Below are 16509 nucleotides of genomic sequence, written 5' to 3' on the forward strand. Positions count from 1 at the left end.
TGAAAATTTAGTTGTTTGATTAATATTTATTTTGGGTTTTAAGAGGTTCAAATTTAGAAAATTTTATGAAAAAAATAAGAATTTTTTAATATTTAACGAAATTGAGTCTTAAAAAAAGAGTGCAAAGCATAGAATCTTTACCTTTGCAAGATAAAATTGAAACATGTTAGAAAAAGAAATTATCGTTTTTGAAAAAACTGTTCTAGTTGGAATTGTTACTCAAAACCAATCGGAAGAAAAATTAATAGAATACCTAGACGAGCTAGAATTCTTAACATACACTGCTGGAGGACAAGTTGTTAAAAGATTTTTTCAAAAATTGGACCGTCCTAATCCTAAGACATTTCTTGGAACAGGAAAAATGGAAGAAATTCAAGCGTACATTAAAAGTAATGGTGTTTCGACTATTATTTTTGATGATGAACTTTCACCTTCACAACAAAAAAATATTTCTAAAATTTTAGATTGTAAAGTGTTAGACAGAACCAATCTTATATTGGATATTTTCGCACAAAGAGCTGAAACATCATACGCAAGAACCCAAGTCGAATTAGCCCAATGCCAATATCTTTTACCAAGATTATCGGGAATGTGGACTCACCTTGAAAGACAAAAAGGAGGAATTGGTCTTCGTGGTCCAGGAGAAACCGAAATCGAAACCGACAGAAGGATTGTTAGAGATAGAATTGCTTTGTTGAAAGAAAAAATTAGAACCATTGATAAACAAATGGCAATTCAAAGAAGCAATCGTGGAGCAATGGTTCGAGTGGCTTTGGTGGGTTATACTAACGTTGGAAAATCTACCATGATGAATTCCATCAGTAAAAGTGAGGTTTTTGTTGAAAATAAATTATTTGCAACATTAGACACAACGGTTAGAAAAGTGGTTATCAAAAATTTACCTTTTTTATTATCTGATACGGTTGGATTTATTAGAAAACTTCCAACACAACTTATCGAATCCTTCAAAAGCACATTAGATGAAGTTCGCGAAGCTGATTTATTATTACATGTTGTAGATATTTCACATCCCGATTTTGAAGACCATATTGATTCGGTAAATCAAATTTTGCAAGACATAAAAAGTAACGATAAACCAACCATCATGGTTTTTAATAAAATCGATGCCTACAAACATTTAGTTATTGATGCTGATGATTTAATAACCGAAAAAACAACCAAACACTATACACTTGAAGATTGGAAAGCAACTTGGATGAACAATGTTGGAAAAAATAATGCACTATTCATTTCTGCAGTAAACAAAGAAAACTTCGAAGAATTTAGAGAAAAAGTATATAATGCTGTTCGAGAAATTCACATCACGAGATTTCCTTACAACAAATTTTTATACCCAGATTATAACGATGTAATTGAAGAATAAGTACTATTGTAAATAATAGATATAACCAAAGTTAAACCAGATATTCCAGTCGTTTGCGCGATTTTCTGTATATACTTTTGGATCAGGATTTAAGCCATCAACCCAGTTTGAAAAATAGTATTGAACACGCAAATCAACCATCAAATCGGACAACTCAGTAAGTTTGTATCGTGTTCCAACACTTGAAACAATAGACCAAACGGTTCCACCTTGATTGGTTGTTGCTCCTAAATATTTAACAGGATAAGCCAAAGGAGAGTCAACTGGCCCAAGCGTAGAATAAGCTTCAGGATCATAAAAACTAAATTGTCCACCAAGACTAATAAATGGCGCCCAAGAACCAATAGTAGAGGTAAAATCTCTAATACTCAATGGAAAGTATTCTAATTGCATTCCTATATTAGTAACAGAAGTACTTCCGCGCATAGCTCTCAATTGATTAGCAATTTGAGAAGTTTTACTTTTGTCAACCCAACGACCAAAATGCTGCAACTCAGTTTTATTGTAAGAAAGCTCACTTCTTAATTTGAAGTGGTCATTGAAATAAGTTTCAGGTGTATAACAATTACATTCAGCTTTATATGAAAAATTCAAGTAATGAATTAATCCTATTCCGTATCCAGTATTTCCTGAGTTGGTTTCAAAATCTCCTCTCACACCATAATCAGATTGAAAAGCCACAGGACCAGCAATAACTCCTACTTCATGTGAAAAACCAAACTGGGCATTAGCACTACCTACAAAGGCTAAAAGACATAAAATTAGTAATCTAAAATATTTGGGCTTTTGCATAACTTTTAATTCAATTCTCGACAAATATATAAAAACATCATTCAGTTGAAAAAAAAAATAACGATAAGTTACTGTAATTTTTATTTTTAAAGACTTAAACTTCAATTTCAAAAAATATATTTTCAAAAAAACAATCCTATATTTTAATAAAATGTATATTTGCGCAAGTTTTACGAAAACGTTTTCATAAAAAATTTTAAATCAAAAATTTATGTCAAATAGTGTTAACACTTTTTTAGAATCAGTAGCTAAAAGAAACGCAAATGAACCTGAATTTATGCAGGCAGTTAAAGAAGTTGCAGAAACTGTAATTCCTTTTATTGAAGAAAATAAAAAATATCAAAACAAAATGCTCTTAGAGAGAATGGTTGAACCAGAAAGAGTTATCATGTTCCGTGTTAATTGGATTGATGATGCTGGTAATACTCAAGTAAATAGAGGTTATAGAATTCAAATGAATTCTGCAATTGGACCATACAAAGGTGGAATTCGTTTTCATCCTTCGGTTAATTTAAGTATTTTGAAATTTTTGGCTTTTGAGCAAACGTTCAAAAACTCATTGACTACTTTGCCAATGGGCGGAGGAAAAGGTGGAGCAGATTTTGATCCAAAAGGAAAGTCAGATAATGAAATAATGAAATTCTGTCAATCATTTATGACAGAACTTTCTAAACATATTGGTGCAGATACCGATGTTCCTGCAGGAGATATTGGAGTTGGTGGTCGAGAAGTTGGCTACATGTTTGGTCAATATAAAAGATTAAGAAACGAATTCACAGGAGTTTTAACTGGAAAAGGAATTACCTTTGGAGGTTCATTAATTCGTCCAGAAGCTACTGGATATGGTGATGTATATTTTGCACAGAGCATGTTGGCTACTAAAGGTGATAGTTTTACAGGAAAAACAGTAGTAGTTTCAGGTTCAGGAAACGTAGCACAATATGCAACGCAAAAAGCAACGCAACTAGGCGGAAAAGTAGTAACAATGTCTGATTCATCTGGATATATTTATGATGCTGACGGAATTGATGCTGAAAAATTAGCCTATGTAATGGAAATCAAAAACGTAAACTACGGAAGAATTTCTGATTATTTGAACAAATACCCAAACGCAACTTTCGTTGCTGGAAAACGTCCATGGGAAGTAAAATGTGATGTAGCATTACCATGTGCAACTCAAAACGAATTAAACGAAGAAGAAGCAAAAACTTTAGTAGCAAACGGATGTATTTGTGTAGCTGAAGGTGCAAACATGCCTTCAACTCCAGAAGCAATGCACGTTTTCCAAAATGCTAGAATTCTTTTCGCTCCAGGAAAAGCTTCAAATGCTGGTGGTGTTGCAACTTCTGGTCTTGAAATGTCTCAAAACTCTTTACGTTTAAGTTGGACTGCTGAAGAAGTTGACGAAAGACTAAAAGGCATTATGGCAAATATCCATGAAGCTTGTGTAAAATACGGTAAAGATTCTACAGGATATATTGACTATGTTAAAGGAGCAAATATTGCTGGTTTCGTTAAAGTTGCCGATGCAATGCTTGCACAAGGAATAGTTTAAAAAACACTAACCAAAACTATTAAAATGCCTTCAAATTATTTGGAGGCATTTTTTTTGAATACCAAAATATTAAAAAACTATTTTTTACGTTTATACTATATTTGTAACTAAAATTGCCTGATGAGAAAAATTATATACATATTCGCTTTTTTACTATCAACTATTGGGTTTTCGCAACCCAATCTTCAATGGAAAGGTTATTTCTCTTATAACGAGATTAAAGATATTACTGAATCATCAACAAAGGTAACTGCCGCTGGAGAAAACGCTCTATTTTCAAAAAACTTAACCACAAACACCATCAAAACCACCAATACCATTGATGGTTTATCCGGAGAAACCATTACAGCAATTTATTTTAGTGAAACTACAAAAAAAACAATAATTGGTTATCAAAGTGGATTAATGATTGTTGTTAATGATAATGATGGCAGTGTGATAAACATTGTAGATATTATAAACAAATCGATTCCAAATAACATCAAACGAATTAATCATTTCATGGAACATCAAGGAATCATCTATATTTCTTGCGATTTCGGAATAGTTGAATTTAACATCAATACACTTGAATTTGGCGATACTTTTTTTATTGGTCCAAATGGTCAAGAAATAAAAATTTATCAAACTACAGTTCTTAACAACGAAATTTATGCCGTTACTCAATTTTATGGAATCAAAAAAGCTTCTCTTAGCAATCCAAACTTAATTGATTTTGCTCAATGGCAAACCTTTGACTCAGGATCATGGAATGGTATTGTAACTTTAAATAACCAACTAATTTGTCAAAACCTAAATAATGGTTTGTACAGACATAATGGAACAAATTTTCAAGAAATCATCATTCTTCCGCAAGCTGGAATAGATTTAAGAGTTTTTAATAACAAAATAATTGTAACATCTCAAAACCATGTTTATGTTTTCAATACAAGTTTTAGTCAAGAAGCTCATATCCAAAGTAACGAGATAAACATTTCAAATCTATCATTTACATGTGCAACCTATATTAACAACTACATTTACATTGGAACCAACAACACTGGTATTATTAGTATAAACGCTTCTTCAACCAGCGATATGGAAATTATAATGCCCGAAGGTCCAAAACGAAATTATATCTTTGCTATTAAAAGTAGCTCAAACAATCTTTGGATTTCTTATGGTGGTTATGACCTAGAGTACAATCCATATCTCTTTTTTCAATTTAATTTAACATCATTCGACATAAGTAGGGTGAATTCTACTGAATGGAAACACATTCCGTTTGCAGATTTATTAAATGCAAGATCAATGTCAAAAATCACTATAGATCCAAATAATGAAAACATTGTCTATTTTCATTCCTATAATGACGGATTACTGAAGATTGAAAACGATATCCCAACAACAATTTTCAACGAAACCAATAGTACTTTAAATGCAATTATCCCAAATTCCAATACAAATATTAGGATTGGAGACTCTGACTTTGATCGAAATCAAAATTTATGGGTACTAAACAGCCGTGTTCCAAATGGTTTACATGTCTTAAAAACCAATGGTCAATGGCAACAATACAATATGAGTTCTATTCTAACAGCAATAGGCAATAATGACATTTCTGAAATAAAAGTAGATAGAAATGGGACAAAATGGATGGCAACAAGCAGAAATGGCGTTATTGCATTCAATGAAAACACCAACGTTTTCAAAAAAATAACAGAAGGTGTTGACACGGGAAATCTGCCTTCAACCGAAGTAAAAGCCTTAGCAATCGACAACAGAAACCAAGTTTGGATAGGCACAACAAAAGGTCTTCGTGTACTTTCGAGTACAAGTGCTTACAATTCTGAAAACCAAATGAAAGCCAATCCAATCATCATTTTGGAAGATGAGCTTGCACAAGAATTATTATTTGAACAAGTAATTACCGATATTGTTGTTGATGGTTCCAACCGAAAATGGATTTCCACAGTAGACTCGGGTGTTTTTCTATTTTCTGCCAACGGTCAAGAAACCATTTATCACTTCACCAAAAACAACTCGCCACTTCCAAGCAATTTGGTTGGCGATGTAGAAATTAATGAAACTACAGGCGAAATCTTTTTTGCAACCGATAAAGGAATGGTTTCATTTCAAGGAACAGCAACAAGACCAGCCGATAATTTAGACAATGTTTTTGTGTATCCAAATCCGGTTCGTCCGGGATTTGTTGGAACTGTAAAAATCGCAGGATTAATATCAAAAGCCAATATAAAAATAACCGACATCGAAGGAAATCTAGTTCACGAAACCACTTCCGAAGGCGGAACAATCGAATGGGATACAACCGCTTTTGGTAAATACAAAGTAGCTTCAGGCGTTTATATGATTTTTATTTCTGCCGAAGATGGTTCAGAAACCACTGTTAAAAAAGTAATGATTGTTAGATAACTATTTGTCACACTGAGCGCAGTTGAAGTGCATTTTTTATGTTGATAAAAACCAAAGCCATAGTCATTTCATCACTTCGATACCAAGAAAAAAGCTTGATAGTGAAATGTTTTACTCAAAGCGATGGTTTGAAAAGTTATTTTGTCCAAAGTGCTTTTTCTTCCAAAAAATCTTCTCAAAAAATTGCCTATTTTCAACCGTTGACTATCCTTGAAATAGAAGCCAATCACAAGAACAAAGGAACTTTAGAACATTTCAAAGAAATAAAACTCGCCTCAGCCTATCACTCCATCAATACCGATGTTATTAAAAGTACCATTGCCATTTTTACTTCTGAAATCTTGCATCACAGCATACACGAAGAAGAAAAAAATGAAAACCTTTTTATTTTTCTAGAAACGGCTTTACTTTGGCTCGATACACACGAAGAAACGGCTAATTTCCATCTGATTTTACTCATTGAAATTACCAAATTCCTCGGTTTTTATCCTGACATTTCCAATATAGATTACCAATTCTTCGATACAAAAGAAGGTAGCTTCACTCCTTTTCTTGGTATTAATTGCTTAACAGAATACGAAACTTTTTTGTTCAAAAAACTCATCGGGTTAAAGTTTGATGGAAACCAAAAAGTTTTCAACGCTACCGAACGCCAATTATTACTCAAAATCCTGCTAGATTATTATTCTTCACACCTCGACGGATTCAAAAAACCTAAATCTTTAGACGTTTTAAAAGAAGTTTTTTCGTAAAACCTAACCACAAAGAACGCAAAGTTTTTACGCAAAGAACACCAAGCTTTGTGAACCTTGTGATTTTTACTTTGTGAACTTTGTGGTTAAATTTCCTAAACGATCACAAAAACTGAAAACTGAAAACTGAAAACTGAAAACTATTTACTACTTTCGCAAACTGATTAAAGAAAACGATAAAAATGAGTACTAAATTTACTGAATACAAAGGACTTGACCTGCCAACTGTAGCGTCAGAAGTTCTTGATTTTTGGAAAAAAAATAACGTCTTTGAACAATCTGTAACTTCACGTGAAGGCGCAACGCCATATGTGTTTTTTGAAGGTCCACCAAGTGCAAACGGTTTGCCTGGAATTCACCACGTAATGGCGCGTGCAATCAAAGATATTTTTTGTCGTTATAAAACTCAAAAAGGTTTTCAAGTAAAGCGTAAAGCAGGTTGGGATACACACGGTTTACCAGTAGAACTAGGTACTGAGAAAGAATTAGGAATTACCAAAGAAGATATCGGAAAAACTATTTCTATCGAAGAATACAACGAAGCGTGTAAAAAAACCGTAATGCGTTACACCGACGTCTGGAACGATCTAACCGAAAAAATGGGTTATTGGGTTGATATGGAAGATCCATATGTAACTTACAAATCCAAATATATGGAAAGCGTTTGGTGGCTTTTAAAACAAATTTACAACAAAGATTTACTATACAAAGGCTACACCATCCAACCATATTCTCCAAAAGCTGGAACAGGATTATCGTCTCACGAAGTAAACCAACCAGGAAGTTACAGAGATGTCACGGATACAACGGTTGTGGCGCAATTCAAAACTAAAAACGAAACATTACCAAGTTTTCTTCAAGGTTTTGGAACGATTCATATCTTGGCTTGGACGACAACACCTTGGACATTGCCTTCAAATACTGCGTTAACAGTTGGACCAAAAATCGATTATGTTTTGGTGGAAACTTTCAATCAATACACTTTCGAACCTGTAAAAGTTATTTTAGCTAAAAATTTAGTTGGAAAACAATTTGGAAAAGGATTTGTTGCAAGCGAAAATTCATCTGATTTTGAAAATTATAAAGCTGGCGACAAAGTAATTCCATTTAAAATTTTAACCGAATTTAAAGGTGCTGATTTAGTCGGAATTCGTTACGAACAACTAATGCCATTGGTTTTACCATATCAAAATCCTGAAAATGCGTTCAGAGTAATTTCTGGTGATTTTGTTACAACTGAAGATGGAACTGGAATTGTTCACACAGCGCCAACTTTTGGTGCCGATGATGCTAAAGTTGCCAAAGAAGCAACACCAGAAGTGCCACCGATGTTGGTTTTGGACGAAAACGGAAATCCTGTTCCTTTGGTAGATTTACAAGGTAAATTCATTCAAGGTTTAGGAAATTATTCTGGAAAATACGTTAAAAACGAATATTACAACGATGGCGAAGCTCCAGAACGCTCTGCCGATGTTGAAATTGCCATCCAATTAAAAGAAGAAAATAAGGCTTTCAAAGTCGAAAAATATGTGCACAGTTACCCACATTGTTGGAGAACGGACAAACCAATTTTATATTATCCGTTAGATTCTTGGTTCATCAAAATAACCGAAATCAAGGATAGAATGTTCGATTTGAACGAAACCATCAACTGGAAACCAAAAGCAACTGGTGAAGGTCGTTTCGGGAATTGGTTGAAAAATGCTAACGATTGGAACTTATCACGTTCAAGATATTGGGGAATTCCATTGCCAATTTGGAGAACCGAAGACGGTACCGAAGAAATGTTAATTGGTTCAGTTGAAGAGTTGTATGCTGAAATTGAAAAATCTATCGCAGCTGGTTTTCAAAAAGAAAATCCATTCAAAGGTTTTGTGGTTGGAAATATGAGCGAAGAAAACTACGATTTAGTCGATTTACACAAAAATGTAGTTGATAACATCATATTAGTTTCGCCGTCTGGAAAACCAATGAAACGCGAAAGTGACTTAATTGATGTTTGGTTTGATTCTGGTGCGATGCCTTATGCACAATGGCATTATCCATTTGAAAACAAAGATTTAATTGACGAAAACAAAGCATTTCCAGCCGATTTTATAGCCGAAGGTGTCGATCAAACTCGTGGTTGGTTTTATACTTTACACGCAATCGGAGCTTTAGTTTTTGATAAAATTGCTTATAAAAATGTAGTTTCAAACGGATTAGTTCTAGACAAAAATGGACAAAAAATGTCAAAACGTCTAGGAAATGCTGTTGATCCATTCACGACTTTGGCTGAATATGGTCCAGATGCTACTCGTTGGTATATGATTGCGAATGCCAATCCTTGGGATAACTTGAAATTTGATATCGAAGGAGTTGCAGAAGTGCGTAGAAAATTCTTTGGAACATTATATAACACTTATTCGTTCTTTAGTTTATATGCAAATATTGATAATTTCAATTATTCAGAAGCTGAAATTCCATTAAACGAAAGACCAGAAATTGACCGTTGGATCTTATCAGAATTACATACTTTGATAAAAACAGTTGATGAAGCTTATGCTGATTACGAACCAACTAAAGCAGCAAGAGCCATTTCTGACTTTGTTCAAGAAAATTTAAGTAACTGGTACGTTCGTTTGTGTCGACGTCGTTTTTGGAAAGGCGAATACGGAACCGATAAAATTGCAGCATACCAAACACTTTACACTTGTTTGTTAAACGTTGCAAAATTATCTGCGCCAATCGCTCCATTTTTCATGGACAAACTTTACAGAGATTTAACGCAGGCAACACATTCAGAGGAATTTGAGTCTGTACATTTGGCGAAATTTCCAAATTCGGTTGAAAACTTTGTTGATAAATCACTTGAAAGCAAAATGATGAAAGCACAGACAGTTTCATCACTTGTTTTATCGCTCCGAAAAAAGGAAATGATAAAGGTACGTCAACCATTGCAAAAGGTAATGATACCAATACTTGACGAGAATCAACGAGCTGAAATCGAAGCGGTTTCTGACCTGATAAAAGCCGAAGTAAACGTGAAAGAAATTGAACTTTTAGACGATGCATCGGGTGTTTTAGTAAAGCAAATCAAGCCTAATTTCAAGACACTTGGACCTCGTTTTGGTAAAGATATGGGATTGATTTCCAAAGAAATACAAAATTTTTCAGCTGAGCAAATTGCGGAATTAGAAACCAAAGGTTTGCTATCGCTTGTTATTTCAGGAAAAAGCATAATTTTAACAACCGAAGACGTTGAGATTTTATCACAAGATATTCCGGGTTGGTTGGTAGCCAATGCAAATGGCATAACAGTTGCATTAGACATTACACTAACACCAGCATTGAAAAACGAAGGAATTGCAAGAGAATTAGTCAATAGAATTCAAAACCTTAGAAAAGACAGCGGTTTTGAAGTAACGGACAAAATTAAAGTGCAATTACAACATAACGATAGTTTAGCGAAAGCAATAAAAGAAAACGAAAACTATATCAAATCGGAGACATTAACTGAAACTTTGGTTTTAGAAAATGAAGTGACAAATGGTACTGAAATAGAATTCGACGAGATAAAAACAAGAATATTAATTTCTAAATAATTACGAACGATTATGATTGATGAAAAATTAAGATACTCAGATGCTGATTTAGCAGAGTTCAAAGAAATTATTGTAGCAAAAATTGAAAAAGCAAAAGCCGATTTAGAGCTGATAAAAAGCGCTTATATGAATGATTTAAATAATGGTACTGATGATACATCGCCGACGTTTAAAGCATTCGAAGAAGGAAGCGAAACCATGTCTAAAGAAGCTAACTCGCAGTTGGCAATACGTCAAGAAAAGTTTATTCGCGACTTAAAAAATGCTCTTTTCCGTGTAGAAAACAAAACCTATGGTATTTGTAAAGTAACTGGAAAGCTAATTGGCAAAGAAAGATTAAAAATCGTTCCTCATGCAACGATGAGTATCGAGGCAAAAAACCTACAACGATAATCCGTTAAAAATAAATTCTTTAACGCTCCTTTTTGGAGCGTTATTTTTTTAGAAAAAAACACTATTTTTGCGCCACTAAAAATCAAACAATGTCATTACGAAATTCCGTCTTTTTAATTGCCCTAATTCTGGTAATAGACCAATTTTCAAAAATATATATCAAAACTAATTTTATTCTTGGTGAAGAAGTAAAAGTTTTTGATTGGTTTAAAATTCTATTTATTGAAAATGAAGGAATGGCTTGGGGAACAAAAATTCCTGGACAATACGGAAAATTAATCCTAACCGTTTTCAGAATTGTCGTGGTTTGTGGAATTGCCTATTGGTTATACGATTCAAGCAAAAAACATTGCTCAAACTTTTTAATGGTTTCTATTTCATTAATTTTTGCTGGTGCTGTTGGAAACATCATAGATTCAGTATTTTATGGACAACTTTTTAGTGATAGTCATTATCAATTAGCCGAAATGTTTACCGACGAACCTTATCAAAAATGGTTTCACGGCGAAGTAGTTGATATGTTATACTTCCCAATAATTGAAGGTACTTTTCCAGAATGGTTGCCAATTTGGGGCGGCGAACCGTTCAAATTTTTTAACGCTATTTTCAATGTTGCCGATGTGGCTATTTCAACTGGAATTGGAATTTTAATTGTGTTCAACAAAAGAGCTTTTGCTAAACCTGAATCTATCAAAAGTTATTAATTCCAAAAGGCGTTACACAATAATCCAATCGAATATCAGTTTTAAAAACATCATCAATAATTTCTTCGGGTTCAAAGAAAGACAATCCTATTTTTATCACGTCTTCACGGCATTTGGCTAAAAAATTATCGTAGAAACCTTTCCCATAACCAACTCGATTTCCATTTTTGTCAATTGCTAAAAGCGGTACAAAAACTACATCAATTTTAGAAACAAGAACTTCCAATCCATCAATTGGCTCAGGAATATTGTATTCGTTTTTCTTGAATTTGGTGTTGTCTGTTAAAAGATAATGCGTCATTTCATGAGTTTTAAAATCACTTTTAGAAACCACAATTTCTTTATCTTTTCCTGCTAAAATTTGTAAAATAAACTCAGTATCAACTTCTTTCTGTTCTTCTATGTTTAGAAACAAATGAAAATAGGTTTTCTCCCAAATATTCAACTGCAATAATCGATTAGCTATCGCCAAACTTTTATCTTCGATTTCTTCTGTAGAAAGTTGATTTCGTAATGCTTTGTATTTTTGTCTCAGTTCATTTTTATTCATGTAGTAAAAGTAAAAAACGCATTTGCTTTATGAAAGAATTAAAGTTAAATTTGTTTAAAGAAAGCATAACAAATAAACAATCCGAAAAATACGTTTAATCTGTAGCTAATTTTTGCATCAATATCAAGTGCTATAATTCAAAAATCATCAATCGTTAATCTTCAATCATAAATGCTTCTTCCATCTTTAGAACTTCAAATACAAACACTTCCAGATAATCCTGGAGTATATCAGTATTATGATAAAGAAGGTAAAATTCTTTACGTTGGAAAAGCAAAAAATCTTAAGAAAAGAGTTTCATCTTATTTCAATAAAATTCACGATAACGGAAAAACAAATGTACTAGTTCGCAAAATTGTAACAATAAAACATATTATAGTTTCATCCGAACAAGATGCGCTTTTGTTGGAAAATAATTTAATTAAAAAACTCCAGCCACGTTACAATGTCTTATTACGAGATGATAAAACCTATCCTTGGATTTGTATTAAAAAAGAACCTTTTTCTAGAATATTTCCAACGCGTAGAATGATAAAAGACGGTTCAGAATATTTTGGACCTTATACCAATTTTAAAACGGTAAACACCATTTTAGATTTAATAAAAGAGTTATATCCATTACGAACGTGTAACTACGATTTAACCGAAAATAACATTGAAAAAGGGAAATATAAAGTTTGTTTAGAATTTCATATCGGTAATTGTAAAGGCGGATGTGAAGGCTATGAGTTATTGGAGAATTACCAAAAACAAGTCGATGCAATTCGCGAAATATTGAAAGGAAATTTCAAAGAAAGTTTGAAAGATTTCAAAACCAAAATGCACGAATTTGCTGCCAATATGCAATTTGAAGAAGCCCAAAAAATCAAAGAAAAAATAGAAGTTCTCGAAAATTATCAATCGCGTTCAACGGTTTTAAACCCAAAGATATCCAACATCGATGTACTTTCTATTGTTTCCGACGAAACTATGGCTTATGTTAATTTTCTGCAAATTGCTCATGGCGCAATCATTCGTTCTCATACTTTAGAATTAAAGAAAAAATTAGACGAAACCAACGAAGAACTATTAGAATTGGCAGTTGTAGAACTTCGAGAGCGTTTTCATTTGACTACAAAAGAAATAATATTGCCGTTTCCACTCGATTTTGGTGATAAAATTAAAGTTACCGTTCCACAACTAGGAGACAAAAAACAAATTTTAGAATTATCCGAACGAAATGCCAAATATTATCGACTAGAACAATTAAAACAAATTCAAATTGTCGATCCTGAACGTCACACCAATCGAATTATGGCGCAAATGCAAAAAGATTTACGCCTTTCCGTCGAGCCTCGATATATAGAATGTTTTGACAACTCCAATATTCAAGGAACCAATCCTGTAGCAGCTTGCGTAGTTTTTAAAGACGGAAAACCATCTAAAAAAGACTATCGCCATTTCAATATAAAAACCGTTGAAGGTCCAAACGATTTTGCCTCAATGGAAGAAGTGGTTTACCGAAGGTACAAAAGATTATTAGACGAAAACCAACCTTTGCCACAACTAATCATCATCGATGGTGGAAAAGGACAACTTTCATCTGCCTTAAAAAGCATCGATGACTTAGGTTTGCGAGGAAAAATAGCCATCATTGGCATTGCAAAACGACTAGAAGAACTTTTTTATCCAGGCGATTCAGCACCATTATATCTTGATAAAAAATCGGAAACCTTAAAAGTCATCCAATATCTTCGAAACGAAGCTCACCGATTTGGAATAACTTTTCATCGTGATAAAAGAAGTAAATCGGCATTAAATTCGTCTATTGAAACCATTCCAGGAATCGGCGAAAAAACCATGCTCACGTTAATAAAACATTTCAAAAGTGTTAAAAGATTAAAATTAGCCACCGAAAAAGAAATTTCTGAAGTAGTTGGAGCATCAAAAGCAAAAAAAATTTCCGACTTTTACAAAGACATTAAACCATAAATTTTTTGAGCGAATGTTAATATTCTGTCTGTTAGCCATTATCCTGCTTTTCACTCTATCTTTTTTTTACAAAAAAAGGATGCCGTTTCAATCAGGGCTGGTTAGCATTCGTCTTTTGAAAAATTCAATTTCCATAACTCGAAACCCGAAACCCGCACCTCGCAACTCGCAACTCGCAATTTTTTTAATAATAACTTCCGCCTTGCTTCTTCCATCTTCCATCTTTTCACAAGACACAATTCCACGAAAAAAAATCGGATTAGTACTTTCTGGCGGCGGCGCAAAAGGATTTGCACACATTGGCGTTCTAAAAGTTTTGGAGCAAGCAGGCGTAAAAATAGATTACATTGGCGGAACAAGTATGGGCGCAGTTGTTGGCGGATTATATGCTTCAGGCTATAGCGCAACCCAAATAGATTCTATTTTCCACAACACCAATTTTGATGAATTGCTTCAAGACTACATTCCGCGTTCGTCCAAAAGTTTTTATGAAAAACTAAACGACGAAAAATATGCCATTTCTTTGCCGTTCAACAAATTCAAAATTGGAATTCCAGTAGCACTTTCAAAAGGAATGTACAACTATAATATGCTAGCAAAACTAACCCATAATGTTAGACATATTCGAAACTTCAACCAATTACCTATTCCATTTATTTGTGTCGCTACCGATATTGAAACTGGTAAAGAAGTATTGCTTCGTAAAGGTTACCTTGCACAAGCCATGATGGCAAGTTCTGCATTTCCATCTTTGTTTTCACCTGTAGAAATCGATGGAAAAATACTTATCGATGGTGGCGTTACCAATAATTATCCAGCAGAAGAGCTTCGTAAAATGGGCGCAGAAATAATCATTGGTGTTGATGTTCAAGACGATTTAAAAGACAGAGAATCGCTAAAAGATGCCACTCGAATTTTGGTTCAAATCACCAATTTAGAGATGATTAACAAGATGAAAGAAAAAACCAAAATCACCGATATCTACATTAAACCGGATATTTCAAACTATGGTGTAATTTCATTTGACGAAGGAAAAGAAATCATCAAAAAAGGCGAAGAAGCTGCATTTGCAGTTTATGACCAAATAAAAAAACTGGGTACAGAAAATGAAGCTCAACATTTAGAAAAAGTAGATGAATGTCTCGATGTTCAAGGAATAACAATTTCAAAAATGGACAATTATACTCGCTCATATGTTGTTGGAAAACTTCGTTTTAAAGCTCCAAAAGAAATCAATTATGACGATTTAAAAACGGGTATTAACAACTTAAACGCTACTCAAAACTTTAGCCGAATTAGCTATTCATTGGAACCAAAAGACAATGGCGACGAACTAAAAATCAATTTATCTGAAAATGAAAATAAAACCTTACTCAAATTTGGTTTGCATTATGACGGATTATACAAAAGTGCTATTTTGGTTAATGTAACTCATAAAAAATCAGTATTTAAAAACGATGTTTTATCGATAGATTTAGCACTTGGCGATAATATTCGATATAATCTTGATTACTACATAGACAATGGTTTTTACTGGAGTTTTGGAATAAAATCACGATTTAATAAATTCAATCGAAACGTCAAAACCGATTTCAACGACGGAGCATTATTTGAACAAACAGGACTAAATTCGCTAAATATGGATTTTTCTGACTTGACCAATCAAATCTATGTTCAAAGTGTTTTTATTCAAAAATACTTGATTGGCGCAGGTTTAGAACACAAATATCTTAGAATTGAAACCGAAAATTTAGATGATACCGATCGAATTTTTGAAAACAGCACCTACATTAGTGCATTTGGATATTTAAAATACGACTCCTTTGACAACCGATATTTTCCAAAAAATGGGTTACTTTTTTCGGGAGATATTCAAACTTTTCTTTATTCGTCTGATTATACAAAAGAATTTAAGCGATTTTCAATTGCAAAAGGTGAAATTGGTTTTGCCAAAAACTTTGCCAAAAAATGGACTTTAAAAATTCAATCAGAAGTTGGATTTAAAATTGGCAACGAAAGTGTGGATTTCTTCGACTTTGTTCTTGGCGGTTATGGAAATTTAACAATTAATAATTTCAAACATTTTTTTGGCTATGATTTTTTGAGTATTTCTGCCGATAGCTACATAAAATCATGTTTTACAGTTGATTATGAAATATACAAACGCAATCATTTCAACTTTTCTGCCAATTATGCCAATTTAGAAAACAATCTTTTTGAAACAGGAAATTGGTTTTCAAGACCTAAATTTAGCGGATATGCTATTGGATATGGCTACGAATCAGTGGTAGGTCCAATCGAAATAAAATATACTTGGTCGCCTGAATTACCCAAAGGCTACACCATGATTAACGTTGGTTTTTGGTTTTAATTTCCACAAAAAACTGCATTTTTTTATAAATTGAACATAAA

At 33.2% G+C, this 16509-nt stretch carries 11 protein-coding genes; 9 read left to right on the forward strand and 2 right to left on the reverse strand.

Annotation, left to right across the window (positions count from 1 at the left end):
- The first annotated feature begins 163 nt into the window (after positions 1-163).
- Positions 164-1384 (forward strand): GTPase HflX, encoded by a 1221-nt coding sequence (gene hflX, locus IAI56_RS02685; protein WP_187656403.1) that lies wholly within the window; start codon positions 164-166, stop codon positions 1382-1384.
- A gap of 3 nt (positions 1385-1387) precedes the next feature.
- Here the strand turns inward: hflX and IAI56_RS02690 are convergent, their stop codons facing one another.
- Positions 1388-2176, reverse strand: a complete 789-nt coding sequence (locus IAI56_RS02690; protein ID WP_187656404.1) for a THC0290_0291 family protein — start codon at positions 2174-2176, stop codon at positions 1388-1390.
- 211 nt (positions 2177-2387) lie between these two features.
- Between IAI56_RS02690 and gdhA the strand changes: the two genes are divergently transcribed.
- From gdhA to IAI56_RS02720, 6 genes are all read left to right on the forward strand, one after another.
- Positions 2388-3731, forward strand: a complete 1344-nt coding sequence (gdhA, locus tag IAI56_RS02695; RefSeq protein ID WP_187656405.1) for an NADP-specific glutamate dehydrogenase — start codon at positions 2388-2390, stop codon at positions 3729-3731.
- 120 nt (positions 3732-3851) lie between these two features.
- Entirely contained in the window at positions 3852-6143 is a 2292-nt protein-coding gene (gene porZ / locus IAI56_RS02700) for a type IX secretion system anionic LPS delivery protein PorZ (RefSeq protein WP_187656406.1), read from the forward strand.
- Between the two features lie 38 nt (positions 6144-6181).
- Positions 6182-6895 (forward strand): DNA repair protein RecO, encoded by a 714-nt coding sequence (recO, locus tag IAI56_RS02705; RefSeq protein ID WP_187656407.1) that lies wholly within the window; start codon positions 6182-6184, stop codon positions 6893-6895.
- Between the two features lie 182 nt (positions 6896-7077).
- Positions 7078-10479 carry an isoleucine--tRNA ligase gene (gene ileS, locus IAI56_RS02710; RefSeq protein ID WP_187656408.1) on the forward strand — a complete coding sequence of 1134 codons (3402 nt, stop codon included), beginning with the start codon at positions 7078-7080 and terminating at the stop codon, positions 10477-10479.
- A 12-nt stretch (positions 10480-10491) separates the two neighbouring features.
- Positions 10492-10872 (forward strand): TraR/DksA family transcriptional regulator, encoded by a 381-nt coding sequence (locus tag IAI56_RS02715; RefSeq protein WP_133532538.1) that lies wholly within the window; start codon positions 10492-10494, stop codon positions 10870-10872.
- Between the two features lie 89 nt (positions 10873-10961).
- Positions 10962-11576, forward strand: coding sequence for a lipoprotein signal peptidase (locus tag IAI56_RS02720; protein ID WP_187656409.1), 615 nt, complete (start codon positions 10962-10964; stop codon positions 11574-11576).
- Here IAI56_RS02720 and IAI56_RS02725 read toward each other — a convergent pair.
- A complete protein-coding gene (locus IAI56_RS02725; protein WP_187656410.1) occupies positions 11563-12126 on the reverse strand; it encodes a 5-formyltetrahydrofolate cyclo-ligase in 564 nt (187 codons plus the stop codon). The genes IAI56_RS02720 and IAI56_RS02725 overlap by 14 nt on opposite strands.
- 171 nt (positions 12127-12297) lie before the next feature.
- Here IAI56_RS02725 and uvrC point away from each other — a divergent pair, with 171 nt between their 5' ends.
- Positions 12298-14097 (forward strand): excinuclease ABC subunit UvrC, encoded by a 1800-nt coding sequence (uvrC, locus tag IAI56_RS02730; RefSeq protein WP_187656411.1) that lies wholly within the window; start codon positions 12298-12300, stop codon positions 14095-14097.
- Between the two features lie 79 nt (positions 14098-14176).
- Entirely contained in the window at positions 14177-16468 is a 2292-nt protein-coding gene (locus tag IAI56_RS02735) for a patatin-like phospholipase family protein (RefSeq protein WP_187656412.1), read from the forward strand.
- Positions 16469-16509 lie beyond the last annotated feature (41 nt).

It is taken from the genome of Flavobacterium macrobrachii (genome assembly GCF_014486675.1).
Taxonomy (GTDB): domain Bacteria; phylum Bacteroidota; class Bacteroidia; order Flavobacteriales; family Flavobacteriaceae; genus Flavobacterium; species Flavobacterium macrobrachii.

Coding starts and splice junctions, on each gene's coding strand:
- uvrC (WP_187656411.1), top strand. CDS start 12,298: ATGCTTCTTCCATCTTTAGAACTTCAAATACAAACACTTCCAGATAAT.
- IAI56_RS02690 (WP_187656404.1), bottom strand. CDS start 2,176: ATGCAAAAGCCCAAATATTTTAGATTACTAATTTTATGTCTTTTAGCC.
- IAI56_RS02725 (WP_187656410.1), bottom strand. CDS start 12,126: ATGAATAAAAATGAACTGAGACAAAAATACAAAGCATTACGAAATCAA.
- IAI56_RS02735 (WP_187656412.1), top strand. CDS start 14,177: ATGCCGTTTCAATCAGGGCTGGTTAGCATTCGTCTTTTGAAAAATTCA.
- recO (WP_187656407.1), top strand. CDS start 6,182: ATGTTGATAAAAACCAAAGCCATAGTCATTTCATCACTTCGATACCAA.
- porZ (WP_187656406.1), top strand. CDS start 3,852: ATGAGAAAAATTATATACATATTCGCTTTTTTACTATCAACTATTGGG.
- hflX (WP_187656403.1), top strand. CDS start 164: ATGTTAGAAAAAGAAATTATCGTTTTTGAAAAAACTGTTCTAGTTGGA.
- IAI56_RS02715 (WP_133532538.1), top strand. CDS start 10,492: ATGATTGATGAAAAATTAAGATACTCAGATGCTGATTTAGCAGAGTTC.
- ileS (WP_187656408.1), top strand. CDS start 7,078: ATGAGTACTAAATTTACTGAATACAAAGGACTTGACCTGCCAACTGTA.
- IAI56_RS02720 (WP_187656409.1), top strand. CDS start 10,962: ATGTCATTACGAAATTCCGTCTTTTTAATTGCCCTAATTCTGGTAATA.
- gdhA (WP_187656405.1), top strand. CDS start 2,388: ATGTCAAATAGTGTTAACACTTTTTTAGAATCAGTAGCTAAAAGAAAC.